Origin of the sequence: Allomuricauda sp. R78024 (assembly GCF_044596045.1) — a bacterium.
Taxonomy (GTDB): Bacteria; Bacteroidota; Bacteroidia; order Flavobacteriales; family Flavobacteriaceae; genus Flagellimonas.
In genome coordinates this window covers 178,214-204,171 of record NZ_CP138995.1, presented here as the reverse complement: position 1 = coordinate 204,171, position 25,958 = coordinate 178,214, and the positions used below count along the sequence as shown (strand labels likewise).

General features: G+C 37.2%; 28 protein-coding genes. 6 read left to right on the top strand and 22 right to left on the bottom strand.

Going from position 1 to position 25,958, the window contains the following annotated elements:
• The first annotated feature begins 5 nt into the window (after positions 1 to 5).
• Positions 6 to 1,163, top strand: a complete 1,158-nt coding sequence (locus SJY44_RS00845; RefSeq protein WP_396590870.1) for a serine hydrolase domain-containing protein — start codon at positions 6 to 8, stop codon at positions 1,161 to 1,163.
• An 82-nt stretch (positions 1,164 to 1,245) separates the two neighbouring features.
• Here SJY44_RS00845 and SJY44_RS00840 read toward each other — a convergent pair whose 3' ends face one another.
• Complete coding sequence (locus SJY44_RS00840) at positions 1,246 to 1,947, bottom strand: ATP-binding protein (RefSeq protein WP_396590869.1); 702 nt, start codon at positions 1,945 to 1,947, stop codon at positions 1,246 to 1,248.
• A gap of 100 nt (positions 1,948 to 2,047) precedes the next feature.
• On the opposite strand from SJY44_RS00840, the gene SJY44_RS00835 reads away from it, so the two are divergent.
• Positions 2,048 to 3,253: a carboxypeptidase-like regulatory domain-containing protein gene (locus tag SJY44_RS00835; protein ID WP_396590868.1), complete on the top strand. Its 1,206-nt coding sequence runs from the start codon at positions 2,048 to 2,050 to the stop codon at positions 3,251 to 3,253.
• A gap of 55 nt (positions 3,254 to 3,308) precedes the next feature.
• On the opposite strand, the gene mfd is transcribed toward SJY44_RS00835, so the two are convergent.
• The 3 genes from mfd to SJY44_RS00820 form a co-directional block, all read right to left on the bottom strand.
• A complete protein-coding gene (gene mfd, locus SJY44_RS00830) occupies positions 3,309 to 6,707 on the bottom strand; it encodes a transcription-repair coupling factor (protein WP_396592106.1) in 3,399 nt (1,132 codons plus the stop codon).
• Between the two features lie 135 nt (positions 6,708 to 6,842).
• On the bottom strand, positions 6,843 to 7,475 hold the full coding sequence (pdeM, locus tag SJY44_RS00825) for a ligase-associated DNA damage response endonuclease PdeM (protein WP_299168921.1): 633 nt from the start codon (positions 7,473 to 7,475) through the stop codon (positions 6,843 to 6,845).
• The gene (locus tag SJY44_RS00820; protein WP_396592105.1) at positions 7,472 to 9,934 is read right to left on the bottom strand and encodes a ligase-associated DNA damage response DEXH box helicase; all 2,463 of its coding nucleotides are present in this window, start codon (positions 9,932 to 9,934) and stop codon (positions 7,472 to 7,474) included. The genes pdeM and SJY44_RS00820 overlap by 4 nt, the downstream gene beginning before the upstream one ends.
• A 113-nt stretch (positions 9,935 to 10,047) precedes the next feature.
• Here SJY44_RS00820 and SJY44_RS00815 point away from each other — a divergent pair, with 113 nt between their 5' ends.
• Positions 10,048 to 10,470, top strand: coding sequence for a TerB family tellurite resistance protein (locus SJY44_RS00815; RefSeq protein ID WP_396590867.1), 423 nt, complete (start codon positions 10,048 to 10,050; stop codon positions 10,468 to 10,470).
• Between the two features lies 1 nt (position 10,471).
• Here the strand turns inward: SJY44_RS00815 and fbp are convergent, their stop codons facing one another.
• Entirely contained in the window at positions 10,472 to 11,479 is a 1,008-nt protein-coding gene (gene fbp / locus SJY44_RS00810; RefSeq protein WP_396590866.1) for a class 1 fructose-bisphosphatase, read from the bottom strand.
• A 111-nt stretch (positions 11,480 to 11,590) separates the two neighbouring features.
• Here fbp and SJY44_RS00805 point away from each other — a divergent pair, with 111 nt between their 5' ends.
• From SJY44_RS00805 to SJY44_RS00795, 3 genes are all read left to right on the top strand, one after another.
• A complete protein-coding gene (locus tag SJY44_RS00805; RefSeq protein WP_396590865.1) occupies positions 11,591 to 12,073 on the top strand; it encodes a GNAT family N-acetyltransferase in 483 nt (160 codons plus the stop codon).
• 32 nt (positions 12,074 to 12,105) lie between these two features.
• Positions 12,106 to 13,356, top strand: a complete 1,251-nt coding sequence (locus tag SJY44_RS00800; RefSeq protein WP_396590864.1) for an aspartate kinase — start codon at positions 12,106 to 12,108, stop codon at positions 13,354 to 13,356.
• Positions 13,357 to 13,432: 76 nt separating this feature from the next.
• Positions 13,433 to 15,253, top strand: coding sequence for a GNAT family N-acyltransferase (locus SJY44_RS00795; protein WP_396590863.1), 1,821 nt, complete (start codon positions 13,433 to 13,435; stop codon positions 15,251 to 15,253).
• A gap of 22 nt (positions 15,254 to 15,275) precedes the next feature.
• Here the strand turns inward: SJY44_RS00795 and SJY44_RS00790 are convergent, their stop codons facing one another.
• The 17 genes from SJY44_RS00790 to SJY44_RS00710 form a co-directional block, all read right to left on the bottom strand.
• On the bottom strand, positions 15,276 to 15,698 hold the full coding sequence (locus SJY44_RS00790; protein ID WP_396590862.1) for an arsenate reductase ArsC: 423 nt from the start codon (positions 15,696 to 15,698) through the stop codon (positions 15,276 to 15,278).
• Between the two features lie 16 nt (positions 15,699 to 15,714).
• Positions 15,715 to 16,206, bottom strand: a complete 492-nt coding sequence (locus SJY44_RS00785; RefSeq protein WP_396590861.1) for a GNAT family N-acetyltransferase — start codon at positions 16,204 to 16,206, stop codon at positions 15,715 to 15,717.
• A gap of 9 nt (positions 16,207 to 16,215) precedes the next feature.
• On the bottom strand, positions 16,216 to 16,713 hold the full coding sequence (locus tag SJY44_RS00780; RefSeq protein ID WP_396590860.1) for a DUF6428 family protein: 498 nt from the start codon (positions 16,711 to 16,713) through the stop codon (positions 16,216 to 16,218).
• A gap of 2 nt (positions 16,714 to 16,715) precedes the next feature.
• Complete coding sequence (locus SJY44_RS00775) at positions 16,716 to 17,039, bottom strand: metalloregulator ArsR/SmtB family transcription factor (RefSeq protein WP_299168937.1); 324 nt, start codon at positions 17,037 to 17,039, stop codon at positions 16,716 to 16,718.
• Positions 17,040 to 17,132: 93 nt separating this feature from the next.
• Positions 17,133 to 17,567, bottom strand: a complete 435-nt coding sequence (locus tag SJY44_RS00770) for a TM2 domain-containing protein (RefSeq protein WP_298922866.1) — start codon at positions 17,565 to 17,567, stop codon at positions 17,133 to 17,135.
• Positions 17,568 to 17,622: 55 nt separating this feature from the next.
• Entirely contained in the window at positions 17,623 to 18,009 is a 387-nt protein-coding gene (locus SJY44_RS00765; RefSeq protein ID WP_298922865.1) for a VOC family protein, read from the bottom strand.
• Between the two features lie 39 nt (positions 18,010 to 18,048).
• Positions 18,049 to 18,504 (bottom strand): DUF1801 domain-containing protein, encoded by a 456-nt coding sequence (locus tag SJY44_RS00760; RefSeq protein WP_396590859.1) that lies wholly within the window; start codon positions 18,502 to 18,504, stop codon positions 18,049 to 18,051.
• A 7-nt stretch (positions 18,505 to 18,511) separates the two neighbouring features.
• Positions 18,512 to 19,018 (bottom strand): DUF4199 domain-containing protein, encoded by a 507-nt coding sequence (locus SJY44_RS00755; RefSeq protein WP_299214492.1) that lies wholly within the window; start codon positions 19,016 to 19,018, stop codon positions 18,512 to 18,514.
• Between the two features lie 98 nt (positions 19,019 to 19,116).
• Entirely contained in the window at positions 19,117 to 19,533 is a 417-nt protein-coding gene (locus SJY44_RS00750; protein WP_396590858.1) for a LuxR C-terminal-related transcriptional regulator, read from the bottom strand.
• A gap of 9 nt (positions 19,534 to 19,542) precedes the next feature.
• Entirely contained in the window at positions 19,543 to 20,475 is a 933-nt protein-coding gene (locus SJY44_RS00745; RefSeq protein ID WP_396590857.1) for a 2-hydroxyacid dehydrogenase, read from the bottom strand.
• Between the two features lie 14 nt (positions 20,476 to 20,489).
• Complete coding sequence (locus SJY44_RS00740; protein WP_298922859.1) at positions 20,490 to 20,855, bottom strand: cupin domain-containing protein; 366 nt, start codon at positions 20,853 to 20,855, stop codon at positions 20,490 to 20,492.
• Between the two features lie 6 nt (positions 20,856 to 20,861).
• Positions 20,862 to 21,221 carry a nuclear transport factor 2 family protein gene (locus tag SJY44_RS00735; protein WP_396590856.1) on the bottom strand — a complete coding sequence of 120 codons (360 nt, stop codon included), beginning with the start codon at positions 21,219 to 21,221 and terminating at the stop codon, positions 20,862 to 20,864.
• A 48-nt stretch (positions 21,222 to 21,269) separates the two neighbouring features.
• Positions 21,270 to 22,622 carry a magnesium transporter gene (mgtE, locus tag SJY44_RS00730; protein WP_396590855.1) on the bottom strand — a complete coding sequence of 451 codons (1,353 nt, stop codon included), beginning with the start codon at positions 22,620 to 22,622 and terminating at the stop codon, positions 21,270 to 21,272.
• Positions 22,609 to 23,481 (bottom strand): 16S rRNA (adenine(1518)-N(6)/adenine(1519)-N(6))-dimethyltransferase RsmA, encoded by an 873-nt coding sequence (rsmA, locus tag SJY44_RS00725; RefSeq protein ID WP_396590854.1) that lies wholly within the window; start codon positions 23,479 to 23,481, stop codon positions 22,609 to 22,611. The genes mgtE and rsmA overlap by 14 nt, the downstream gene beginning before the upstream one ends.
• An 18-nt stretch (positions 23,482 to 23,499) precedes the next feature.
• On the bottom strand, positions 23,500 to 23,808 hold the full coding sequence (locus SJY44_RS00720) for a gamma-glutamylcyclotransferase family protein (RefSeq protein WP_396590853.1): 309 nt from the start codon (positions 23,806 to 23,808) through the stop codon (positions 23,500 to 23,502).
• Between the two features lie 4 nt (positions 23,809 to 23,812).
• Positions 23,813 to 24,130, bottom strand: coding sequence for a DUF4286 family protein (locus tag SJY44_RS00715; RefSeq protein ID WP_298922853.1), 318 nt, complete (start codon positions 24,128 to 24,130; stop codon positions 23,813 to 23,815).
• Between the two features lie 36 nt (positions 24,131 to 24,166).
• Entirely contained in the window at positions 24,167 to 25,951 is a 1,785-nt protein-coding gene (locus tag SJY44_RS00710) for a tetratricopeptide repeat protein (protein WP_396590852.1), read from the bottom strand.
• Positions 25,952 to 25,958: the final 7 nt, after the last annotated feature.

Below are 25,958 nucleotides of genomic sequence, written 5' to 3'. Positions count from 1 at the left end.
TACAAATGAAAAATATTACCCATGTAATCGTATTGCTTGTTTTTATTTTGTCGGCAAATTTTGGTGTGAGCCAAGATGTTTATTTTCCCGAATGCAATGCTGTGTGGAAAGAAGCTTCCAAAAATCAATTTTCCTTTAATGAAACCAAACTGCAAACTGCGGTAGATTTTGCCATGGCAAATGAATACTCCGGGTCGCGGGATTTACGCCGAGCCATTTTAAAAGGGTTTCAGAGAGAGCCTTTTCATGAAATTTTGGGACCTACTAAAAAACGTGGTGGGCCAGCTGGGATGATTCTAAAAAATGGCTATGTACTCGCTTCTTGGGGAGATACCAAACGGGTTGATATGACCTTTAGCGTTACAAAGAGTTTTCTTTCTACCATGGCGGGCTTAGCAGTAGACAGGGGATTGATTTCAAGTGTTGATGATAAAGTTGGAGCGTACATCTGGGATGGCACTTTTGATGGGCGACATAATAGTAAGGTAAGTTGGGAACACCTTTTACAGCAAAACTCAGATTGGTCTGGAGAGCTTTGGGGCCTTAAGGACTGGGCAGATAGACCACCAAAAGATGGTGATTTGGATGATTGGAGATTCAGAAAACTCAATGAGCCGGGTACCGTAATGGAATACAATGATGTTAGGGTAAATGTTTTATCCTATTCCTTAACCCATGTTTGGCGTAAGCCTATGCCCATAGTATTAAAAGAACATCTTATGGATAAGATTGATGCCTCTACAACTTGGCGTTGGTATGGTTATGACCATGCTTGGACAGAAGTGGACGGGATTCAAATGAAATCTGTAACCGGGGGAGGGCATTCTGGAGCAGGGTTATTCATCAACACAGAAGATATGGCCCGTTTTGGACTGGTATTCCTTAACAATGGCAAATGGAAAGGTGAGCAATTATTAAGTGAAGACTGGATTGCGAAAGCAACAATACCTTCAGTTCCCAATGTGAATTATGGTTATATGTGGTGGTTAAACCAGAAAGGGTCACGCCATTGGGAAGGTGTTCCCGAACATCTATTTTATGCAGCTGGTTTTGGAGGCAATTTTATTGTAGTGGATCAAAAAAGCGGACTCATGTTAGTAACACGATGGTTGGAACCCAATAAAATTGGAGAGTTTGTAAAATTGGTCTACGACGCATTTTAGGTAAAATATGCTCTATGGAAATGGTTTTTTGTCACACTGAGCATGTCGAAGTGTGATGGAGAAGGAATGAGAATGTATGGGTTTATTTCAGCCTTATATCACAAAACCCAAATTTGATACTTTTCGTTTTGTTGGAAGGGTCATCATAGGTTTTATATACTTTTTCTCCTAGCTCAAATGCAATAGGGTTTTTAAAAATGGGACCATCAAAACAGAACGTATGGAACTCCCCATTTTCTCCACAAGGATCTACATCTTCTGGGAGCTGATTTATAAGTTCCAAAGATAGTTCTAGTCCCAAAAAAGAGGTTTCCAGTTTTGAATTGTTGATACACACGATTACAGCACGAAATCCCAAAGCAAAGAATTCACTGAGCAGTTCCCGAGTATCTCTTTTCCAGATAGGGAAAATAGTTTCAATTCCTACGACAGATAACATTTTTTCTCTGTAGACTTTAAGGTCTTCCAGAAAAATGTCACCGAAAGCAGAATGCGTATAGCCTTCGGATTTTAATTGCTCAATTTTATTTCCCATCAAAGTGCTGTATTCTTCCATTGATGGACTTTCAGGAACTTCAAGAATGTCTAATGGTATGCCAACCTCCTTAGCTTGGGCTTCCAAAACCTCCTTACGCAGTCCGTGCATGGAAACCCTATTGTAGTGCGAGTTTACCGTGGTCAACAAACGGTCAATTACGTAGTTGTTTTGTTGCTGTAAAAAGTAGAGGGCAATTGCGGAATCTTTCCCAGAGCTCCAATTAAAATAGGTTTTAGATTTCTCCATTACTTTGCTTATATCGAAATGTGATTTAGACCCAGAAGTCATGAGTTTAAGAAATCTCACGTTCTTTGTCACAAGATAAAATATATTTCGTCTTAAAAATATGGTTAGAAGTAGTAAGTATTGCTTGTCTATACTTTTCATTTTTTATGGAATAGTTGTGCATGGTCAACAGGAGTTATTTACGATTACAGGGCAATTGGTGGACTCCGAAACACAGCAATCTATTCCTTATGCCTCTATATATCTAAAGGAAAAACCAATCGGGACCACGACCAATACAGAAGGGTATTTTGTATTTCATATTCCGACGAAAGAAAAGAAAACATTGGTAGTCATTTCTGCAATGGGTTATGTCAGTGTCGAGAGAAAGTCCGATGATTTTTCTCAGGATAAAGTAATTTCATTGCTTCCACAAATCAATCAATTGGATGAAGTCTTATTGGATGGAAGTGCAAATAAAATACTTAAGGCAAGGGAAATTGTTAAGAAGGCCTATAAGAACATTGCATTAAATTATCCGACCGAACCCTATTTTTTAGAAGGTTTCGTGCGAGATCTACAAAAGGAGGACGAGACTTATGTTGAATTTTTGGAATGCGCTATAAAGTTTAAATATCAAGGTTTACAAGTTAGAAAAGAACCAGCGGCAGAATTGCTTGGGGTTCGTACCAATAGCTTTTCACAGAGACATCCTTGGAATGAAAATTCAGAACGCAAAAACTCGGTCATTGACTTGATTGAAGATGATTTTATTCGGTTTGATTATGGCCCAATTTTAGGAAAGAAAGGATGGAAATATGAAATTGAAGGTATTGAATCGTATGATAACCGATTGGTTTATAAGATTACAGGCTTAGATGAACCTTTTCAGAAGGCTGTGCTTTATATTGATGCTGAAACTTTTGCTTTTGTGCGAGTAGAGCTGACCAGAAAAGCAAAGAATGGTACATCTTGGCAAAGACGTTTTACCAATGGGGCACAACAAGTATACTATAATGTTATTTTTGAATATCAAGAATACAATGGTAGATTCTATTTAAAATATCAAAAAGAAGAAGATATTTGGAGGATTTATGAAGGACAGGATTCCAATCTCTTATTGTTTACCAAATACCCCAAAAAAGAGCTCTTTATTAACAACATTATCGTTGATAGTGTAGACGACTATCAATTTTTACAGAACATGAACATCAATACTAGTATTGAAAACCAAACTGAAAATTTTGATGCTAAATTTTGGGCTACCTATAATGTTCCTAGACGTACTGCTGCACAGAGCCAAATTCTTAGAGAACTCAAAAAATAAGTGAATCAATTTAAAATCGACTAAGTTTTAGATTGGGGAAACAGACTTATTTTCTTTATGAATTTATTGGCTCCAAGACTTTCAAAGCTTTCTCCACATTTGTAACTCCATCAAAAACCAATAATAACCGTAATCCGTTACGGGTTTGTTTCTCTTTTAGCTGACAAACTTTTGGGTTCGCTTGAACATATTGCAGTACTTGTGTGAAAGCTGGACTTTGGTAGAAAGGTGATTGTTGGTCGGCAATAAAATACCCCAGGAACTTTCCTTGTTTTAAAATCACGCGCTCTAACCCAATGCTATTGGCAATCCATTTGATACGAACAGAGTTGAGCAAGTCCACGGCCTGGGTAGGCAATTCGCCAAAGCGATCTACCAATTCAGCTTCATATTTTTGAAGACCAGTCTCATCGCCCACTTCGTTTAATTGTGTATAGAGATTAAGGCGCTCTGTAATATTGTTGATGTAATCGTCTGGAAAGAGCAGTTCAAAATCGGTGTCCAATTGCGTGTCTTTTACATACACCTTTTCCTGTTTGCCCTCTACCTCTTCATAGAGTTCCTTAAACTCATTTTCTTTAAGTTCTTCAATGGCTTCAGCTAATATTTTTTGATACGTTTCAAACCCAATCTCGTTGATAAACCCGCTTTGTTCACCGCCCAACAAATCTCCTGCACCACGAATCTCTAAATCTTTCATGGCAATGTTGAAACCACTTCCCAGTTCCGTAAATTGTTCCAAAGCTTCAATACGTTTGCGAGCATCTGGTGTCATTACTTCGTAAGGTGGGGTAATAAAGAAACAGAAGGCCTTTTTATTGCTTCGGCCTACTCGTCCACGCATTTGGTGAAGATCACTCAATCCAAAATTATTGGCATTGTGGATAAAAATGGTGTTGGCGTTTGTAACGTCCAGTCCACTTTCTACAATGGTGGTGGAGACTAAAACATCAAACTCCCCGTTCATAAAGGCGAGCATCAATTGTTCTAATTTTCTGCCTTCCATCTGGCCGTGTCCAATGCCGATTTTGGCATCGGGTACCAAGCGCTGAATCATACCGGCAACTTCCTTGATGTTTTCTATTCGGTTATGGATAAAAAATACCTGTCCACCACGCTGAATTTCATAGGAAACCGCATCGCGAATGATTTCCTCATTAAACTGAATCACGCGACTTTCAATAGGGTAGCGGTTAGGAGGAGGGGTATTGATGACAGAAAGGTCCCTGGCGGCCATTAAACTAAACTGCAAGGTTCGCGGAATTGGCGTAGCCGTCAAGGTCAACACATCTACATTCTCTTTAATGGATTTAAGTTTATCTTTTACCGCAACTCCAAATTTTTGTTCCTCATCTACAATCAGCAGTCCTAAATCTTTAAACTGCACGTTTTTGTTTACCAGTTGGTGCGTGCCAATGATGATATCGATTTTACCAGCAGACAATCTTTCATGGATGTCCCTTTTTTCTTTTGCTGTTCTAAAACGGTTTAAATAATCAACGGTAACGGGCATTTCTCTAAGCCGTTCCTTAAAAGTTCTATTGTGTTGAAAGGCTAAAATAGTAGTGGGCACCAATATGGCAACCTGCTTGCCATTGTCCACCGCTTTAAATGCAGCTCGGATAGCGACCTCCGTTTTACCAAAACCAACATCGCCACAGATCAAACGGTCCATAGGGCGTTCGCTCTCCATGTCTTTTTTTACATCTTGAGTAGATTTTTCCTGATCTGGAGTGTCCTCATAAATAAATGAAGCTTCCAGCTCATGCTGCAAATAACTGTCAGGAGCGTATTGAAACCCTTTTTCTAAACGACGTTTTGCATAAATTTTAATGAGGTCAAAGGCAATTTTCTTAACACGGCCCTTGGTCTTTTCTTTTATTTTTTTCCAAGCGCCAGAGCCTAACTTGTAGATTTTTGGAGGAGCACCATCCTTGCCATTGAACTTAGATATTTTGTGCAGCGAGTGAATGCTCACATAGAGAATATCGCGCTCGCCGTACATTAATTTTATGGCTTCTTGTTTTTTACCCTCTACATCAATTTTTTGAAGCCCCCCGAACTTCCCAATACCATGATCAATATGAGTTACATAATCACCAATTTCTAGTTTATTGAGTTCTTTAAGGGTGATGGCCTGTTTTTTGGCATAACCATTCTTTAACTGGAATTTGTGATAGCGTTCAAAAATTTGATGATCGGTATAGCAGGCAAGTTTTAAATCATGCTCAATAAAACCTTGATATAAAGGAAAAACTACAGTTTTGTAATGAACCGTTTCCTCTACTTCTTCAAAAATGTCATGAAAACGTTTTGCCTGTTGCTCCGTAGCGCAGAAAATATAATTGGTAAAACCTGCTTCATGATTTTCGTTGATGTTTTCAATAAGCAAGTCAAACCTTTTATTGAAGGAAGGTTGAGGTTTAGTATTGAATTTAATTTCTGCTGTCACACTGAGCTTGTCGAAGTGTGAGGTTTTGCTGGTTTCAAGTCGTCCTTCGACAGGCTCTGGATGACTTGTTCTTCCATCTAATTCAACCAAACTAAAATCCTGAAATTGTGATTTTAATAAGCCCGAACTCACGAAAAGTTCTTCTGGTTTGGCGTGTTTGATCTCCTCGCTGAGCTTTGCGAAATTTTCTTCAGCTTTTGCAAAAAATGAATCGATTCTACCATAGACCAAATCCAGGTTCTTTGAAAAAATCACAGTTTTAGGAGAGATGTATTTTAAAAAACTTTCACGGGATTCCTGCAAAAATTTGTTCTCAACATTTGGGATAACGGTAATGCGCTTTACTTTTTCTGTGGACAATTGTGTTTCCACATCAAAAGTCCTGATGCTTTCTACTTCATCTCCAAAAAATTCAATACGATAGGGTTCATCATGGGAAAAAGAAAAGACATCCACGATTCCGCCACGCACGGAAAATTCGCCAGGTTCCGTTACAAAATCTACACGCTTGAATTTGTATTCAAAAAGTACCTCGTTAAAAAAGTCCAGAGAGAGGGTATCCTCCAACTTAATTTTTAAGGTGTTTTTGTCCAGTTCTTTTCTGGTGACCACTTTTTCAAAAAGCGCATCGGGATAAGTAACGATTACTGCTGGTTTCTTTCTGGAATTTATTCTGTTTAGGACTTCTGCTCTTAAAAGTACATTGGCATTGTCTGTCTCTTCAATTTGGTAAGGCCTGCGATAACTCCCGGGGTAAAAAAGCACCTCGTTTTCACCAATTAATTGTTCCAGGTCATTAAGATAATAGGCAGCTTCTTCCTTATCATTCAGTAAAACCAAAAAAGGCAATTCGGTAGATTTAAAGATATCGGCAATGGCAAAAGATAGTGAAGAACCTGTAAGACCTTTAATACTGATTTTTTCAATTTGGGCAATTGTGTCCCTCAGTTTCCTAAGTTGTGGAGACTGTTTAAAAAGTTGGGAAACTGATGCTTTGGTCAATCCAAAAACTTTGTGGCAAATATAGATTGATGTATAGTTGTTTGCAATAGGTAAATGGGATTTTCTCACATTAGTTAGAAATGACCATCTAGTTGAAATTGTCATTTTCGAATGGGAGAATACCGATTGAGAAATCTAAATTTTTATTACCTCATTTTCAACAATAACATAAACTTCATCTTTCTTTTTAGGTTTAAGTGTGTAGGTTCCTGTAAACTCTCCAAAAGCGGGAAGGATGAGTTGACTTTTGGTCTTGAAAAAACAAGATAGTCTCAAGTTTTGACGTCCATATCCTTTTAGTTTGATGGCTGGGTGGATATGTCCACAGAAATTAAATAAGCCATCTCGTTCCTCTGGATGATGGGTCAATAAAAAATCATCCAAAACCCATTCTTGATAAATCTCAATATTTAATTTTTCAAACAAAAGAGGAGAGATGATATCATGGTTTCCAGATACCAGAATAATCTCAGCAGGGGTTTTGGCCACCCAATTTTCAAAAAGCTCCCATTCTTTATTTAAGGATGAATGAAATAAGTCTCCCAAAAAACATATTTGAAAGGGGTTAAAATCAGCAACGATTTTGTCTAGCAACAGAAAATTTTTATGGATGGCTTGCCTTGGAACAGCGGCTCCAAATTTTCTAAAATGATTTACCTTGCCCAAATGCACATCGCTAATGAGCAACAGTGATTTTTCCACCCAAAACAGTCCTCCCAGGGGATGAAGAACAAATTCTTGGTTGTTAAAATATATAGTTTGAGTCATCTAGTCAAAATCTTGGTCATTCGTTTTATGCGATCAGCTAGTTTCTCATTGGATAGTTTTTCACGAAGCCTGTCCGTGATAATAGGAAATGAAAATGGCGTTGGATTGCTACACTTTTTCCATACAATCTCTTGCTGTTCAATTCGTTCCAAAGCTAAGCGCAAACGACCTTCTTCTAATTGGTGTTCAAAAGTTTCGGTAAAGGCTTGCTGAAACAAAAGATTGTCTGGCTCAAAATCCTTGAATACATCAAAAAGTAATTGCGAGCTGCTTTGTAGGTGCTTCATTTTGATGCCTTTGTCTGGATAACCTGTAAAGACCATTCCACTGATTACCGCAACATCCCTAAATTTTCGCTTTGCCATTTCATTGGAATTCAAACTTTTTTGCAGATCACTCAGCATATATTCTGGAGTAAAAAGATTGTTGTCCAATACCTCCTGAATGTTGATTTCTTTGTCCGATAAGAGTTCAAAGCCATAATCGTTAAAAGCCAAAGAGCAGGTGATAGGGGTCAGTAAACTTATTCGGTATGCCAATAAACTGCTCATTCCTTCATGGATTGCCCTACCTTCAAAAGGATAAAAGATATGATGATAGCCGTCATTGGTTTTAAAAGTTTCTATAAGAAATTCATTTGGCTTTGGAACAATGCTATCTTCTCGTTGTTTTGTAAACATGGGAGCCAAAGATTTTATTTCTTTTGATTGCTTCTTGGGTTCCAGTTCTGCTGTATATAATTCTTGACGAAGCAATTCTGACATTTGTGCGGAGAAACTCAATCTACCACCCATCCAACTGGGCACTTTATTGGTTCTTTTTGAAGAGTTACGTACATGGGCAGACATACCTTTAATGCGAATAAATTCTAAGTTTCTGCCCGCAAAAGTAAACACATCGCCAGCAGTTAATTTGGATATGAAAGATTCTTCAATAGTACCAATGTACCCTCCTTTTTGATAACGAACAGATATGGAGGCATCTCCTACTATTGTTCCTATTTGAAAACGATGACGCATGGCAATTCCACGATTATTGACCTTGAATTTTCCATCTGCTTCTACCTCTACCTTTTTATATTCATCATAGGTTTTTAAACTTTGGCTGCCCATGACCAGAAAGTTCAAGAGCCATTGCCATTGCTCCTCTGAAATTGCCTGATAGCAAAAAGTCTGTTTGATCTCTGGATAAATTTCATCGGGATAAAAACCATCGGATACTGCCAAGGTGGTTAAATACTGAACCAAAACATCAAAACTATTCAAATAAGGAACCCTATCTTCAACAGCTTCTTTTTTAACCGCTTGTTGCATGGCGGAAGCTTCAATGAGTTCAATGGCATGTGTTGGTAGAAAGTGGATTACACTTTCCTTGCCCGGTCTGTGGCCGCTTCGTCCTGCACGTTGTAAAAATCGAGCTACCCCTTTTGGTCCCCCAATTTGTACCACGGTTTCCACAGGTGCAAAATCTACACCTAAATCTAGACTAGAAGTACAGACCACCGCCTTCAAACTTTCATTCCGTATGGCTTGCTCCACCCAAAGGCGCGTTTCTTTGTTGATGCTGCCGTGGTGCATGGCAATTTCACCAGCATATTCTGGATGCTTCTCCAAAATTTTCTGAAACCAAATCTCACATTGGCTTCTGGTATTTGTAAATAACAAGGTGGTTTTGCTATTGTTGATAATGGGCACGACTTCTTCAAGTAAGTGAAGCCCCAAATGTCCACGCCATGGAAATGTCTCCATTTCTTTTGGAATGATACTTTTGACTGTTATTTTCTTATTCAGTTTGGCTTTTACCAAAATTGAATTTTCATGGGCCAAGGAAGTAGGGCCAAGAAGGACTTCTCGAGCTTGGTCCAAATTCCCAATAGTTGCAGAAATCCCCCAGATTCTTAAATCCTTGCATATTGTTTTTAATCTGGAAAGGCCAAGTTCCATTTGCACACCTCTCTTGGTTCCCAAAAGTTCATGCCATTCGTCAACCACTATGGCAGAACAGTCTTTAAAGACTTTATCATACCCTTTTGATGAAAGCAGTAATTGCAAACTTTCAGGAGTGGTAATCAATAAGTCTGGCATTGTTGTTTTTTGCCTTGCACGTTCTTTGGTCGAAGTATCCCCCGTGCGAATGCCTACTGTCATTTGAGTTTCTAAATCTTGGGTAATACGCTCCGCAGATTGTTTGATTTCTTGGGATAAAGCGCGTAACGGAGTAATCCAAATTGCTTTTAGGCCTTTTTTGTGTTTGTCTTTGTAACTAGGATTATTTTTTATGTAATTCAATACTATGGGGAACCAAAGCGCATAGGTCTTTCCACTCCCTGTTGGAGCATTTAGCAATCCGTGCTTGCCTTGCAAAAAAGCATTCCATGTCTCTTTTTGAAAAGGAAAGGGTTTCCAATCTTGTTGGTGGAACCAATTTTCGGCAATATGGAGTAGTTCAGATTCTTGCAGGATAAATTGCGTTAAGGATTACAAAGAGCTATGAAAATTACAAATTTCTTTTGGTGATAATTTTACCATCCTTTCTAGTTTAAGATTTATATTTGCCGAACAAATTTTAGTGTATGCCCATTATAGATTTATACGAACATAGCGAACAGAGACATAATTTGGCCCATTTTGCTACTTTGGCAAGTTTGGCAGCCGCGGATGGTGTAATAAGTGAAAAGGAAAAAGCAATATTGGATAAGTTTGCGTTCAAATTAAATATCACCGATGCTGAGTATAAAGAGGTGATGAAAAAAGAGAACAAATATCCAATTGAAACTCCCCATAGTGGTGAAAAAAGATTAAAGCGTTTGTTCGATTTCTTTGGGATGGCCTTTGCTGATAACAATCTTGATGAAGAACAAATGGAACTAGTTGTTAAATATGCTATAGGATTGGGTTATTCACCTCAAAAGGCTTCTCTAATCATAAAAAAATCTATTGCCATATTTACAGGCAAAATAGCTTTTGAAGATTACCAGTATTTAATGGATAAGTAGCCTAATGGTACTTATTTAAAAAATCTTCTAATTTTTTAACCATATTTCGGCTTCCACAAAAGAAGGGAACCCGTTGATGTAGTTCAGTGGGCTCAATATCTAATATTCGAGTTTTACCACCAATTGCCAAACCATTGGCTTGTTCTGCAATAAAGGCCATAGGATTACATTCGTAAAGCAGCCTAAGTTTTCCACTTTGCGAAATACTACTTTTTGGATACATATATATTCCACCCTTAATCATATTACGATGAAAATCAGAAACTAGTGAGCCAATATACCTTGAAGTATAAGGCCTGTCACCTTCTTCTTCTTGACAATATTTTATGTAATCCTTAACCCCTTGTAAGAAATGAATGTAGTTTCCTTCATTTACAGAATATATTTTACCATTTTCCGGAAACTGCATATTAGGGTGTGATAAATAAAAGGTGCCCAGTGCGGGATTTAAAGTAAAGCCATTTACTCCGTCTCCAGTGGTGTAAACTAACATTGTCGATGTTCCATAAACCACATAGCCAGAAGCTACTTGTTTATTTCCTGGCTGTAAAAAGTCTTCAAGTTGAACTGGAGTACCAACAGGGGTAACACGTCTATAAATTGAAAATATGGTTCCAACCGAAACATTAACGTCAATATTGGAAGAACCATCCAATGGGTCAATCAATACCACATATTTGTTTTGGTGTTTTTCATCACTACTATTAATGGTGATAAAACTGTCTTCTTCTTCAGAAGCTATTCCACAAACTATCTCTCTATTGGTAAGTGTTTGGATAAATTTTTCATTTGCAAATACATCTAATTTTTGCTGGTCTTCCCCTTGAATATTAGTGTCGCCAGCAGCTCCGATTACGTCAACCAAACCTGCTTTATTTACTTCGTGATTAACTACTTTAGCGGCTAAACGAATGGCATTGATTAGTTTAGAGAGCTCTCCAGAAGAGTATTGAAATGAAGACTGGTTTTCAATAATGAATTCTCCAAGGGTCTGATTTTTTCTTGTCATTAAAGTAGGGTTGTGTTTTGCCCACAAATATCGGGCATTTTGTGATACTACATCGATTTCGTAGAAGTAAAGTTTTTGATTTTTATAACTTTGAGTTTTATTTATAACAATATGAATTTTTCAATCAGAGATGCCCAGCAAGAAGATATGCAACAAGTGTTGACTCTTATTCAGGAGTTAGCGGAATTTGAGAATGATCCAAATGCTGTAGAAGTCACTAAAGAGGATTTAGTAAAAGATGGTTTTGGAGAGAGTAAACTATTCCATTGTTTTGTTGCTGAAAAAGACAAACAGATCGTAGGGATTGCATTGGTATATCCTCGCTATTCTACTTGGAAAGGTCCAGTGATCCATTTGGAAGATCTAATTGTTGCCGAAAAGATGCGAGGAAGTGGTTTGGGCACCGCCCTTTTAAATGAAGTGGTAAAATATGGGCATAATTTGGGCGTTAGAAGAATTTGCTGGGAAGTATTGGATTGGAATGAGCCTGCGATCAACTTTTATGAAAAAAAGGGAGCTAGGGTGATGCGAGATTGGGATGTTGTTCAACTAGATGAGATGGGGATTAACAACTATATAGGTAATTTGAATTAACCTTTTAAGGGAAAATATAGAACCAAGAATTGATGAGAGTTTTTAAGTTTGGTGGGGCTTCTGTTAAAGATGCCGAAGGGATTAGGAATGTTGTTAAAGTGCTTCAAGAAGTCGGTCATGAAGATACTTTGGTAGTGATTTCTGCAATGGGAAAGATGACCAATGCAATGGAAAAAGTAGTGGCTTCCTATTTTAAGGATAAACAGGCCATCACAGCTTCTATACAAGAAGTAATAGATTACCATGAAAGTATTTTGTCAGATTTGTTCGAAAACAAAAACCACCCTGTCTATAATAAGATAAAACTCCTGTTTGATGAGGTTAAAGGATTTTTAGCTTGGAACAAGTCACCAAAATATGCCTTTGTTTATGACCAAGTAGTTGGGTACGGAGAATTGGTTTCTACGACTATTGTAAGCGAGTATTTTAATGAGGTTGGAATTGCCAATGTTTGGCAAGATGTTCGCAACCTCATTAAAACGGATAATAATTATAGAGATGCTTCCGTGAACTGGGAACGCACTCAGAAAGAGGTTTCTGCTAAAGTGGACATGTCTAAATTGAATATTACCCAGGGTTTTTTGGGGAGCGATGACAATAATTTTACAACTACTTTAGGTAGAGAAGGATCGGATTATTCTGGAGCAATTTTGGCTTATTGTCTTAATGCAGATTCGGTGACCATCTGGAAAGATGTTCCTGGAGTTTTAAATGCAGACCCTAGAAACTTTAAGGAAACCCAGTTGCTTGATCAAATCTCATATAGGGAGGCTATAGAATTGGCTTTTTATGGAGCATCTGTAATTCATCCCAAGACCCTTCAACCGTTACAAAGAAAAGAGATTCCATTGCTTGTAAAATCTTTTATTGCTCCCAATGGCGATGGCACAACAGTTGGCAAGGGAGAAGATATATCGCCTAAAGTGCCTTGCTTTATTGTAAAAAAGAATCAAGTATTAATAAAACTTTCTTCCCTTGATTTCTCCTTTATAATGGAAGACAATATTAGTGAGATATTCAAACTGTTCCACCATCATAAAATGAAGGTAGATTTAATTCAGAATTCTGCCATCAGTTTTTCAGTTTGCTTGGATAATAAGTTTAATGGTCTTGAACTCATGTTGAACGAGCTAAAACGAAAATTCAAGGTGGTTTGCCATGAAGATGTTTCTCTTTACACCATAAGGCATTTTAATGATAAGGCTGTAAAATCACTTCAAAATGGAAGGTCTGTTCTAGTGGAACAACGTGGTAGAGAGACAGTTCAACTCGTTGTAAAATAAAATTTAGAAAACTAATTTACGCTAAAAACCTAATAGCTGTAATTTTCTATCTTTACGCTTACCTAATTTTTGTTTTATGGGGTTGGTTTCTGCGAAAGAGGTGGCAAAAGTCATTAATCTTGACAGGTATGGTTTTTTAGGCACCTTTGTTGGATGGCTTTTAATGGTTGCCACTAGGATTACAGGGATAAATAGATTTTACAATAAGAATAAGTCACTTCCGGGAAGGGATTTTTTAGAAGCTATCTTGGATCATTATGAAATTGATTTTGAGATTCCGGAAGAAGATTTAAAACGTCTTCCCAAAGACGGGCCTTATATCACCATCAGTAATCATCCGCTAGGAGGAATAGATGGTGTTTTGTTGTTAAAACTCATGCTAGAAGAACGGGAAGATTTTAAAATCATCGCAAATTTCCTTTTAAATCGAATTGAACCCATGAAGCCATATATAATGCCGGTGAATCCTTTTGAAAATCATAAGGATGCCAAAAGCAGTATTGCAGGCTTTAAAAATGCACTTTCACACCTTAGGGAAGGTCACCCTTTGGGTATTTTTCCAGCAGGTGAAGTATCTACTTATAAAGATGGAAAGCTGGTGGTGGACAAACCTTGGGAAGAGGCAGCACTTAAACTTATTAGAAAAGCGGAGGTTCCGGTGGTTCCAATATATTTTCATGCTAGAAACAGCAGACTTTTTTATAGGTTATCCAAAATAAATGATGTTTTTAGAACGGCAAAACTACCGTCAGAGGTTGCTTCTCAAAACAGAAGACCTATAAAGGTTCGTGTTGGGCAACCCATATCTGTAAATGCCCAAAAGGAAGAGGAAACGCTAGAATCTTTTGCAGAATTATTAAGAAAGAAAACCTATCTCTTGGCCAATGCGTTTGAGAAAGAACGTTTGATCGATAAAGTGCCCACCACTTTAAAAATTCCTAAACCCCCTAAAAAAATAGCTACGGCCGTTGGTTCTGAAGTGTTACAAGGTGAAATAGAAAAGTTAAGGGAAAAAGATTGCCGAATGCTTCAAAGTAAGAACTACGAAGTATATCTGGCCCAAGAAAAAGATATGCCCTTTATTTTAAATGAAATTGGAAGACAAAGGGAAATAACATTTCGCGAAGTAGGAGAGGGAACCAATAATGCTGTTGATTTGGATGAGTTTGATTCTTATTATCACCATCTCTTCCTATGGGATGATCAAGAAAAGGCTATAGTTGGTGCATATCGTATGGGGCTTGGTTCTCAAATATTCAAAAAATATGGTATTGATGGCTTCTATCTTCAAGATCTGTTTCGTTTTGAACCGGAGCTCTATGGAATGATGGAGAAATCCATTGAAATGGGAAGGGCCTATATTGTTAAAGAATATCAGCAAAAACCAATGCCATTGTTTTTGTTATGGAAGGGGATTGTACATACAACTTTAAGGCACCCAGAGCATAAATATTTAATTGGAGGTGTCAGTATCAGTAATCAGTTCTCCAATTTTTCAAAGTCGTTGATGATTGAATTTATGAAATCTAACTATTGGGATCCCTATGTGGCTCAATATATAAGACCTAAGAAAGAATTTAAAGTGCAGTTGAAGGATGCTGATAAAGAATTCATTTTTGATGACACCCAAGCAGATTTGAACAAGTTTGATAAGTTGATTAACGAAGTAGAACCAGGGAGCCTTCGTTTGCCTGTTTTGATAAAAAAGTACATCAAACAAAATGCAAAAGTTGTTGCTTTTAATGTAGATCCTTTATTTAACAATTCTGTGGACGGGTTAATGTATATAAAGATCGCAGACTTGCCTGAAAGCACTGTCAAGCCTGTTATGGAAGAATTCCAAGCTGAATTGGAACGTAAAATGGCAGAGGGAAACCATCAGTCTACCGTAGATTAAAGATTGTCCCCTTCCTTTGTTTTTAGTTAACCAATTCTTCTTTTACAAAATTGTGGCAAAACTCTTTTATCTCTTCTCTGGCCTTTAGGAATGCAGCATGTTTTACATCTTCAGTACCGGTAACTTTTGAAGGATCAAAGAAGTTATGGTGGATTCGTTCTGCGTTTTTAGCTGGAATAAATGGACAATTTTCTTTGGCGTGGTCACAAACAGTGATGATATAATCCCATTCAATACCTTGATATTCATCCACATGGTTAGATGTATGGGAAGTAATATCAATACCATCTTCATTCATTATGGATACAGCTCCTGGGTTTAATCCATGGGTCTCTATTCCAGCACTATAAATAATTGCCAAAGAATCTTGAAAGTAGTTTAAATACCCATGTGCCATTTGGCTTCTGCATGAGTTCCCAGTACAAAGGACCAATACGTTTTTCATTTTTTTGATATGATAATTAATCTACACCTATAGTTTCACTTCTTTTTTCAAATAACAAATTGTCTTTCCAAATACCTTTAATTTTCCCAACTCGTTCGCGTTTACCAATAAAGCGAAACCCAACTTTTTTATGGAGATGTATACTTGCTTCATTTTCTGGAAAAACCCCTGATTGTATTGTCCAAAATCCAGCTTTTTCACTTTCAGATATGAGTTGCTTTAAAAGTAGCTTACCAACCCCTTTTCCTCTGCTTTCCGCTCTAATATAGACACTTACTTCTCCAACACCGCCATAAACGCACCTGCTTGAAACGGGAGATAATGCAGCCCAACCTAGAATCTCACCGTTCTCTTCGGCAATCAACCTACACTGCTCCACATGGACTTGATTCCAACTTTCATAGCTGGGGATGGTTTGCTCAAAGGTTGCAAAACCAGTTGCTATACCTTGGGCATATATTTGGGAAACACCTTCCCAATCCGAAGCATTCATTTCACGGACTTGCATAATAACGTATTAACAGCAGCCACCTCCAGGAGTGCAGCCGTTTGAGGCTTCTGTTACCACTTCTGCTGAAGTATCTACAACACCACAAGTTTCTTTGGCTTTACAATCTGTTTTTTCTACAGAAAGTTTTAAAACTAGAGATTGCTCATCCATAGCATAATCATTCACAAAGAGCTGAGCTGTATGAAAATCTGAATTGCTATACTCAAACTTTATTTCAGCATCCCTTACCATGGGTTTAATTCCGTCAACTTTGTTGAGGATGCCTAAAGCTTTGTAGGCCGACATAAACTCTTTTTTGTCTTTTTCCTTTGGACTTTCCCATAATTGTACAATGGTCTCTTTCCAAAAATCGGTTCCCGCTCCACAATCCACTGAATCAACCATAATGTTTTTGATTTCAGTAATATGATAATTTGCTCCTACAAATTTGCCTTCCGTGTATTCAAAAAGCAAACTTTTATTCTGATGTTGTTTTAGTAAGGATAGAAATTCTGATGTATTCATGATTAACAGCAATTATAATTAATATTGGCAAAAAACGTATTGAAGGAATTTTGTAATTCTTCCCAACGTTCTTCATTGATACAGTAGCATAGGTTTTTACCTTCAAAGGTTCCTTTTAAGAGACCTATTTTCTTTATTTCGTTTAAATGTTGTGATATGGTCGGTTGCGAAAGTCCAATAACATCAACCAAATCATTGCAGATACAATTTTCCTGTCTGCTTATATATTCTAAAATCGCTATACGAGCAGGATGCGCCAAAACTTTGGCAACTTGTGCCAATTCGTTTTGTGTTACAGAAAACATATGTGTTTTAGAAGCTCCCATTATTGGTTATAACGACATTGATAATTTTATATTGCAATATTACGATAATAAAAGTAAATAAAAAAGCCAGAGCGTATTTCTCTGGCTTTTTTTCTAGAACCAAGGTTTCTTTCCAACCTGGTATGTGTTGTAAAATTCATCATCAGATTTGGTAAGGTAAATGATACCCTCTACCAATCCAATTACACTGGGAATCCAAACAAAAAGCAACCCTATTCCAACGCATGAAAGCACATATGCCACTATAGAAACTCCAAGTAAAATGAAACCTTCCTTATTGTAACCGAGCATAAATTTGTGTACTCCTAGCGAACCTAAAATAATGGCTAGAACTCCGGTTAATATTTTTTTATTCTCACCACCTGCACCTTTAATGCCTTCGGCAAATTCATTAGCAGTTTTTTTAGCTTCGTCAGCAAAATCCCCTGCTGCTTCTTTGGCATCTTCAGCAGCATCCTTTGCGGCTTCTTTGGCATTGTCAAAGGCATCTTCTGCCTTATCTCCTAAGTCTTTGTTTTCTTCAGACATGGTAATTATAATTTGTTGGTTAAACGAGTCTTAAAAATAAGGATTATTTTAATAGCTATAAGAAAGCTTTATCAACAGGTTGCCAAAGTTCTATTTTATTACCTTCAGGATCCAATATCCAGCCAAATTTCCCATAATCGTACTCTTCAATCTCACCAACAATAGTAACACCTTCGGTTTTTAGTGCTTTTAAAAGTTCTACCAAATTTTCTACTCTAAAATTCATCATGAACTGTTTTTCGCTTGGCTGAAAATAGGTAGTATCATCTTTGAACGGGCTCCATTGGGTTATACAATCATTTCCTTCTTTGTCCTTCCACCAAAAACTCCAACCATATTGGTCTACAGGAATTCCTAGACGTTCTTTATACCATTTTTTAATGTTATCCGGGTCTTTCGTTTTAAAGAAAAACCCTCCCAGTCCTGTTACTCTTTTTTTCATAATTATATTATTTTCAGCTCCCACTGATGGGAAACCAAATTACCGTTTTATGTTTTTCTCGTATAACTCTATCCATGCTTTTGGGGTAATTTTTTGGCATAGTTCTGCTATAAGTTTATATGGAATGTTTTCCATTTTTTTAAATCGGATACAACTCTTGCCCATATCCAATTTGGTTTTAACATGTTTTGGGTATTCCCCAACAAACCAGTCCAGTAATTTTTTATCCGCATAAATTCCTGAATGGTATAATGCCACAAAGTTCTTTTGTGAGGCTATGTTTATGAAAGGCAAAGGCAGTTTGGGGTCACAGTGATATCCGGGTGCATATAGAGAATGAGGAACCACATAACCTATCATTTTATAACTGATACATTCCTGAAATCCTTCTGGTAAACTTGCTTTAACCGTTTCTCGCAATTTGGAAACGGCTAATTTGCGATCTTCAGGTAATTTGCTAATATATTCATCTGGCGTGTTGGCATCTATTGTCATGATAAAATTATTTTCGTTGCAATAACAAAGCTGAAATTAAAGTAATAATAAATCCTATTATAAAAACGGTCATCGCCATTAGGGCAAAAGAAAAAAGTGGGTTAGAAAACATTTCCCTCTGTGATTCTAGTTTTGCCAATTTTATTTCAAATTCATCCGCAGGTAAAGAGGTTCTCATATTTTCAACTGCAGTGTCGTAATATTGAGTTGTAAAATCTGGATTAAGCACCTCGCTATAAAAAATATCAAGAAACCCAAATGCTAAGGCTGTAATAAGGCTAATAAGTATGCCGATGATTAAAGCCTGTTTAAAACTTACCTTGCCTTGATTTTCTTTATCTCTGAAATGTTTAATGCCTAAATAGACAAACCCCAGGGATAAAATCATAGACACATAACCCAATACTTCTTGGATGGAATATGACAAATCACTTAATAGGAACCAGCTTGTTAAAAAGAGAATAGAGATGGTGATGGCACCATAAAGTCCAAATCTTGTTATGGTTTTTTTCATAATCAGTTATTTAAAAGATTAGGCCAAAAGTAGTAATGGAGATAAGTTTGGGAGTCATACTAAAGTACCAAAACCATAGCAATTTGACTCAAAATCAATCAAATAGCTATAATTTGAAGGGCTTTTGCTTTCTGTATTGCTTGGGTACGACGCTTGGCATCCAACTTTGCCAACAGGCTGGAAACATGGGTTTTTATAGTGCTTTCTGAAACAAAAAGCTTATCAGCAATTTCTTTGTTGGATAGACCATCGGAAATTTGGACTAGGACTTCATATTCACGCTTGCTTATACCAAGCTGTTCTATCTTTTTATAATCTATGGAAATAGAAGAAATTTTTTCTTTCCGCAATGTTCTCTTGTTGATGTAAACACCAATGATAAAAAATACAATTGCAATGACAGCTATCACTATTTCAAGGGAAACATCACCAGAAACGTAGGAGTATTTACTGAACTTGAAAAGGGCAAGCAATGCCACAATAAGGGAAGAAAAAACGAAAACGGTCTTTTTCACTTAATAAAATTAACAAAATCTAGCTTTGATTTTGTCCACAACGGTCTGTGCCAGTTTTTCTTTACTCTCAACAGTCCAGCCTGCTACATGAGGAGTTAGTAAAACGTTCTTGGCTTTTCGCAAGAATTTGAATGCCTTTGGTTTTTGAACAAACATGTTCTCGAACGATTTCTTTTCGTATTCCAGAACATCCAATCCGGCACCTAGAATTTTTTCTGATTTTAGACCGTCAACCAAATCTTTGGTGACAGCACATTTACCCCGTGCCGTATTTAAAAACCAAAAAGGTTTGTGAAATGCGTTAATGAATTCCTTGTTTACCATTCCTGTGGTCAATTCAGTCTCAGGGACATGAAGACTCACAATATCTGACCTTTGTTGAAATTCCATAATTCCTACCTGTCTGGCATTATCATCACCTACACCACCAATGATGTCATAACAAATGATTTCTACATCAAAACCTTTAAGTTTTTGGGCAAATGCCTTACCCATATTTCCATAACCGATAATACCAACGGTCTTGCCATCCAATTCTACACCTCGGTTACCTTCGCGATCCCATTTTCCTTTTTTTACCTCTCTATTGGCCTTGGTCATTTTGTTCATTAAAGACAACAACATTCCTAAAGTATGTTCCCCAACAGCATTTCGGTTTCCTTCTGGAGCGGAAGCCAAGAACACATTTTTTTGCTTGGCATATTCGGTGTCTATGTTTTCCAAACCTGCCCCAAGCCTGCCTATAAACTTGAGATTTGTTGCTTTATCCAAAAACTGTTGGTTCAAAGTAAACCTGCTTCGGATAATGACCCCATCGTACAAATGGATTTTCTTTTCAACCTCTTCTTTAGAGGATGTATAGTCTTCATGGTTTTCAAAACCCAATTGGGTAAATTGTTCAAGAAGTAATGGATGGTTGGTGTCTAAGTGGAGAACTTTCATGGGCTAAATATACCCTAAATTTTAGGGTACTCAGTTTGAGTCATTTCGTGTTGTACTGCACCTGTATGGGCCGTGTTTTGTTTTTCAAAAAGCAATAAATGGACTTCTTCGTCATTCTTTGTCATAGGATTATGTTCCACCCCTTTAGGCACAACAATAATTTCACCCTCTTTTACTACTTCCGTTCTATCTCTAAACTGCATGTATAAGGTGCCTTTTATTACTTGAAAGAGTTCATCTTCATTTTCGTGCGAGTGCCAGACAAATTCTCCTTTAATTTTAGCTAAGATTACCTGCATATCATCCACTGTAGCTATTTGATGTGGATGCCACTGCTTGGTAAATTTGGTGTGTTTTTGCTTTAAATTTATAGTTTCCATATTTTTTTAATTTATTGGTATTGGAAGATTGTGCATCTTTAAAAAAGAAAGCTTGTCCCAATATCCTCTTTGGAATTTGATTTTACCCTCTACAATGTGAAAAAAACCACAGCCTCTTAACCCCAACGGATCCTTCCACTCCAAAATGGCCCAGTCCCCATCTTGGAAAATGTGTTCAGGAATACAGACCATTTCCGCCGTACTAAACTCGTTTTTAAACATTTTGAATATGGCTTCTTTCCCTATAATTGGATCATTTGCAACTTGATGATTTATAGCATCTGTATGATAAAGTTGTGCCAATTCTTCCGCATTTCCTGAGTTAAAAATCGTGACCCATTGCTGTATTACATCTTTAGGTGCCATTTGTGAGATACTTGAATATATTGAAAAAGATAACTACAACTAAAGATACTAAATTCCCAAAACCAATTTAGCAATCCAAAAGTAAATTAAGATGCCAAAAATGTCATTGCTTGTAGTGATAAATGGGCCTGTTGCGATTGCAGGATCAATACCTCGTTTATCTAAAAAAAGTGGTATAAATGTGCCTATGATTCCAGCTACGATAATAACTACAACCAAGGAAATGGAAATGGCCAAGGCGGTCAAAAAATCCCCTTTCCATATCCAAGTAAAAACTAAAAGTAATACGGCAAGTATGAGTCCATTCAATAAAGCCAATAACATTTCTTTGACCAAACGGTTACTAATACTACCCTTTAAATCATCATTTGCAAGACCTTGAACAATAATGGCGCTGGATTGCACTCCTACATTACCTGCCATTGCTGCAATTAAAGGGGTAAAGAAAAAGAGGATGGCATGTTTTGCGATCATTTCTTCAAAACCGCCCATTATGGCCGCGGCCCCCAATCCTCCAAAGAGCCCTAGAATTAACCAAGGTAAACGGGCACGGGTAAGTTCCCAAATGCTATCATCTGCCTCAACATCCTGAGAGATACCAGCTGCCAGTTGGTAATCCTTTTCGGCTTCTTCCTTGATTACGTCCACAATATCATCAATGGTAATACGACCGACCAATCGACCTATTTCATCCACTACAGGAATGGCTTCCAAATCATATTTAGACATAATCTTGGCTACCTCCTCAGCTTTTTCGTTGACATTTACATAATCCACCTTTGAAATATAGACGTCTTTTATATGGGTCTTTGTGGAAGTTGTCAATAGATCTTTTAATGAAAGTCTGCCTTTGAGTTTGTCATCATCATCTACAACATAAATGGAATGTACCCTAGTAACACTTTCTGCTTGGGCACGCATTTCTTTTACACACGTGAGAACATTCCAATTTTCTTTGACTTTCACTAACTCTTTGGCCATAAGTCCACCAGCGGTATCCTCATCATAACGTAAAAGATCTACAATATCCTTGGCATGTTCCCTATCTTCTATTTCTGAAATGACCTCTTGAACAATATCTTTTGGAAGTTCACTAACAATATCTGCAGCATCATCTGTGTCCAGTTCTTCCAACTCACCGGCTATCTCTTTGGCAGAAAGATTTTTTAATATGGATTCCCGTAAATCCTCGTCCATTTCGGCAAGGATATCAGAGGTCTTTTCACTATCTAAAAGTTTAATGAGATAAGTAGCCTCATATTTGGTAAGCTCTTCTGCTATTTCTGCAATATCCGCATAGTGGAACTCCTTCATCATCAACCTAAGGTCAGCGTTCTTTTTGTCCGCTACTAGTTGTTGAATCTGCTCTATTAGCTCGTCTGTGAGTTTAAACGGAATCATTGGCTATCTTCTGCGTTAACGCTATAAAATCGGCTACACTTAGCTGTTCTGGGCGCTGGTCAAAGATAGTATCTTCTTTTAGATTATCAGATAGGTTAAAAGTTTTAAGGCTATTGCGAATGGTCTTTCGTCTTTGGTTAAAACTTGCCTTTATAATTTTGAAAAATAAATGCTCATCGCAAGGGAGTTTTAAGTTTTCCTTTCTTGTTAAGCGCAATACTCCTGATTGCACTTTTGGTGGTGGATCAAATACTTCAGGATCCACGGTAAACAAATATTCAGCTTCATAAAATGCTTGGACCAAAACCGATAAGATCCCATAGGTTTTATTCCCAGGTTTTCCGCAAATACGCTGTGCGACTTCTTTCTGGAACATTCCTGAAAATTCTGGAACCTGCTGACGCATTTCAAGCATCTTAAAAACGATCTGTGTAGAAATATTATAGGGAAAATTTCCAGTGATGGCAAATTGCTCATCACCGTACAATTGCTTTAAATCGAACTTTAAAAAGTCCGCTTCTATAATGTTTAATCGGTTGTTTTTTTCAAGTACTGTTGGATGTTCCAAGCGAAAACTATGATTGAGATATACTATGGATTCCTCATCAAGATCCATGGCAACCAAATCCATATCTTTAAGCAGTAGATATTTAGTGAGAACTCCCATGCCTGGGCCAATCTCTATAACATTGGTATAATTTTTTAGGGAAAGTGTGTCTGCAATTTGTTTGGCAATGTCTTCATCTATAAGAAAGTGTTGTCCTAAATGCTTTTTAGCCCTTACCGCACTTTCTTCTTGCCCGTTTTTAAATTTCTTTGCCTTACCACTGGCAAACTTTTTTTTATTTTTTTTGGACACGAGACATTTTTTTGCAAGTTAATGTGAATTTTCGATATACAACCAAGCCTCAATACCAGATTCTAATTTTACCTTTTTGCGTTTGTAAGCGCTTGTTTCGTACACATCAGCTTTTTGTAATTCAAGAGCAGTTACCTCATAGACTTTTCCCTCAACCTTGTTTTTAAAATCATTGGTTTGCACGACTAAAGAATATCTTTCATAAACTGCATTTTCCAGACATTTGAATCCGGACAAAAAATCCGTTTTTCCATCTAGAATGCGACCGAAAATATATTGTTGGACTTGCAAATCTTGTAGCGTACCATAAGTAAAAAGATAATCCAAAACTTTAGGGAATCTGTTGACTAATGATCTCCAGTTCTGTTCTGAAAGCCACAAATTTGTTAGAAAACAATTTTGGCACATCTGCTCTAAGGCGCTCAGCATCTTTCTTATAATACAGTTCTAGAGTCTGCCTATCTTTAGTTGTGTATTGGACCGAATATGTAATTCCTCCCATATCTTCTTCAACTAAAACTTTGGCCATTTTTGCGTGAGAAAATTTCCCAGTGGCCAGCATATCTGGAACATGTTTGTCCCTCATCCATATGAGCCATTCGTCATGAACGCTTTCATCTATATTGATTGTAACATTGTATATGAGCATTAACCCTAAGTTTTGATGGCTTAAATGTAGATAAGTTTAATTTATTGCATCACCGCGAAGCCTTCTAAAATGTTTTCTGGCCTTTGGAAAGTAATAACTGTCTTGATAATTATAAATTATTTTTTCGTAGTGGTTCTTTGCTTTTTCTGGTTCGTTTAAAATGCTTCTGTACAACTCTCCCAATGCAAAATGGGCATCATCTGCCAAAATACCATCAGGATAGAACTCTACTATTTTTTTATAATTGAATTCCGCACTCTCATAAGATTTTTGAGCTTCTAAAAGTTCCCCTTGTTTCAGCAATGCTTCATCCTCAATTTTCTCACCTTTATGATTCTGCAAAATATCTTCTAAGACCTCAATGGCCTGTTTGTTTTTGTTTTGATATGCAAGAAGATCTGCTCTGGCATATTTTTTAAGTGCAGTTTGGGTAGAATCTTCCAGGGAGTTGTCCGAGATTAAAAGACTTAGCTGCATGGCATCATTGGCGATAAGCTGTGAAGTGGAACCTCTAAGCACCTTTAATTGTGTTAGTGCCCAATTAAAATCACCTTTGTAAAAACTGGTCTGTGCCACCTTAAAACGAGCGTCTTGACCTAAAACATCATTCTTTAAGCTCTTCTGAATTTGTGTGAAATAAATTAAGGCTTGATTAAATTTTTGGTCATATACTAAAATGTCTCCTAAAGCCAATTTTACATAGGCAACTCCCATACGTCCTAAAGGAAGCTCTAGACTTTCCTTAAGAATTGCAATTGCCGGTGCTGGAGTTTCCTTTTTAAAAGTTAGGAAGTTGGCATATGCAATTTGAAGTTGTAATGTGCGACTTTGGTTTCCATATTCGCTAACCAATGCTTGAAATTTCTTATCTACCGCATCTGGTTTTTTTCTGCTTGTACCTTCAAGTTCAATATCTATCAAATGAAGCTCGGCGTTCAATTTGGACACAGGGTTATTGCTATTATCCACAATGTATTCAAAAATTGTGGTGGCATTTTCGTAATCTTCATCTTCCAATGTTATCTGACCAAGATTTTCCAAACGGCCCAGAGAAGTTTCATCTGTTCTTTTATAAATAGCTTTCTCTTGACTAAAAGCACTATTGTATTGTTTTTGTTGAATAAAGAGCCAACTCAGTAATTCGTTCCAAAGGATATCTGGGTTTTTCTGGGCATTTTTGAGCAATACTTTTCTCAACAAGACATTGTTGGCATTGGAAGGATCTTCCGAAATAAAATCATCTATGTTGCGAAGGATGTTTGAACGTGAAGTTCTTCCTTCGTAGATTAAATTTAGGTAGGATTGATACATTTTTTCTATATCACCCTGTTCCCCATAGATTCGGGCTAATTGAAAGTCATAATTCAATTCGGGTTTAAGCGTCATGGCCCGGGTATAGGCCAAAACGGCTTGATCTAGCAGTGCGTATTTCTGAAAACGGTAGCCCACGCTATACCCAAAATTAGGATTTTCATCAATTTTTGCTATTGCGTTATCGTAGTAAGTGGTTGCTTTTTCTGGTTGATTTTGCAAGGTATAATTGTAGCCCAGTTCTATGAAAAAGGTAGGGAAGGCATATGAGTCTTCAATTTTCTTCAACAAGAATTTCTCCGCATCTTCATAACGTTCCAATTGTTGATAACAGGCAACCAAACCTTCTGAATAATCCGTACGTCTTGGTTTTTTTTCGACTAATTTTTCATAGAAAACCAACGCTTTTTCATAGTCACCATCATTGAAATACTGTTTGGCCAGAAAATCTTCTTGTGACTGTGCTGCAGACAGAAATAGAAAAGAAATAAGAAATAAGATGTATCGCAATACCTTG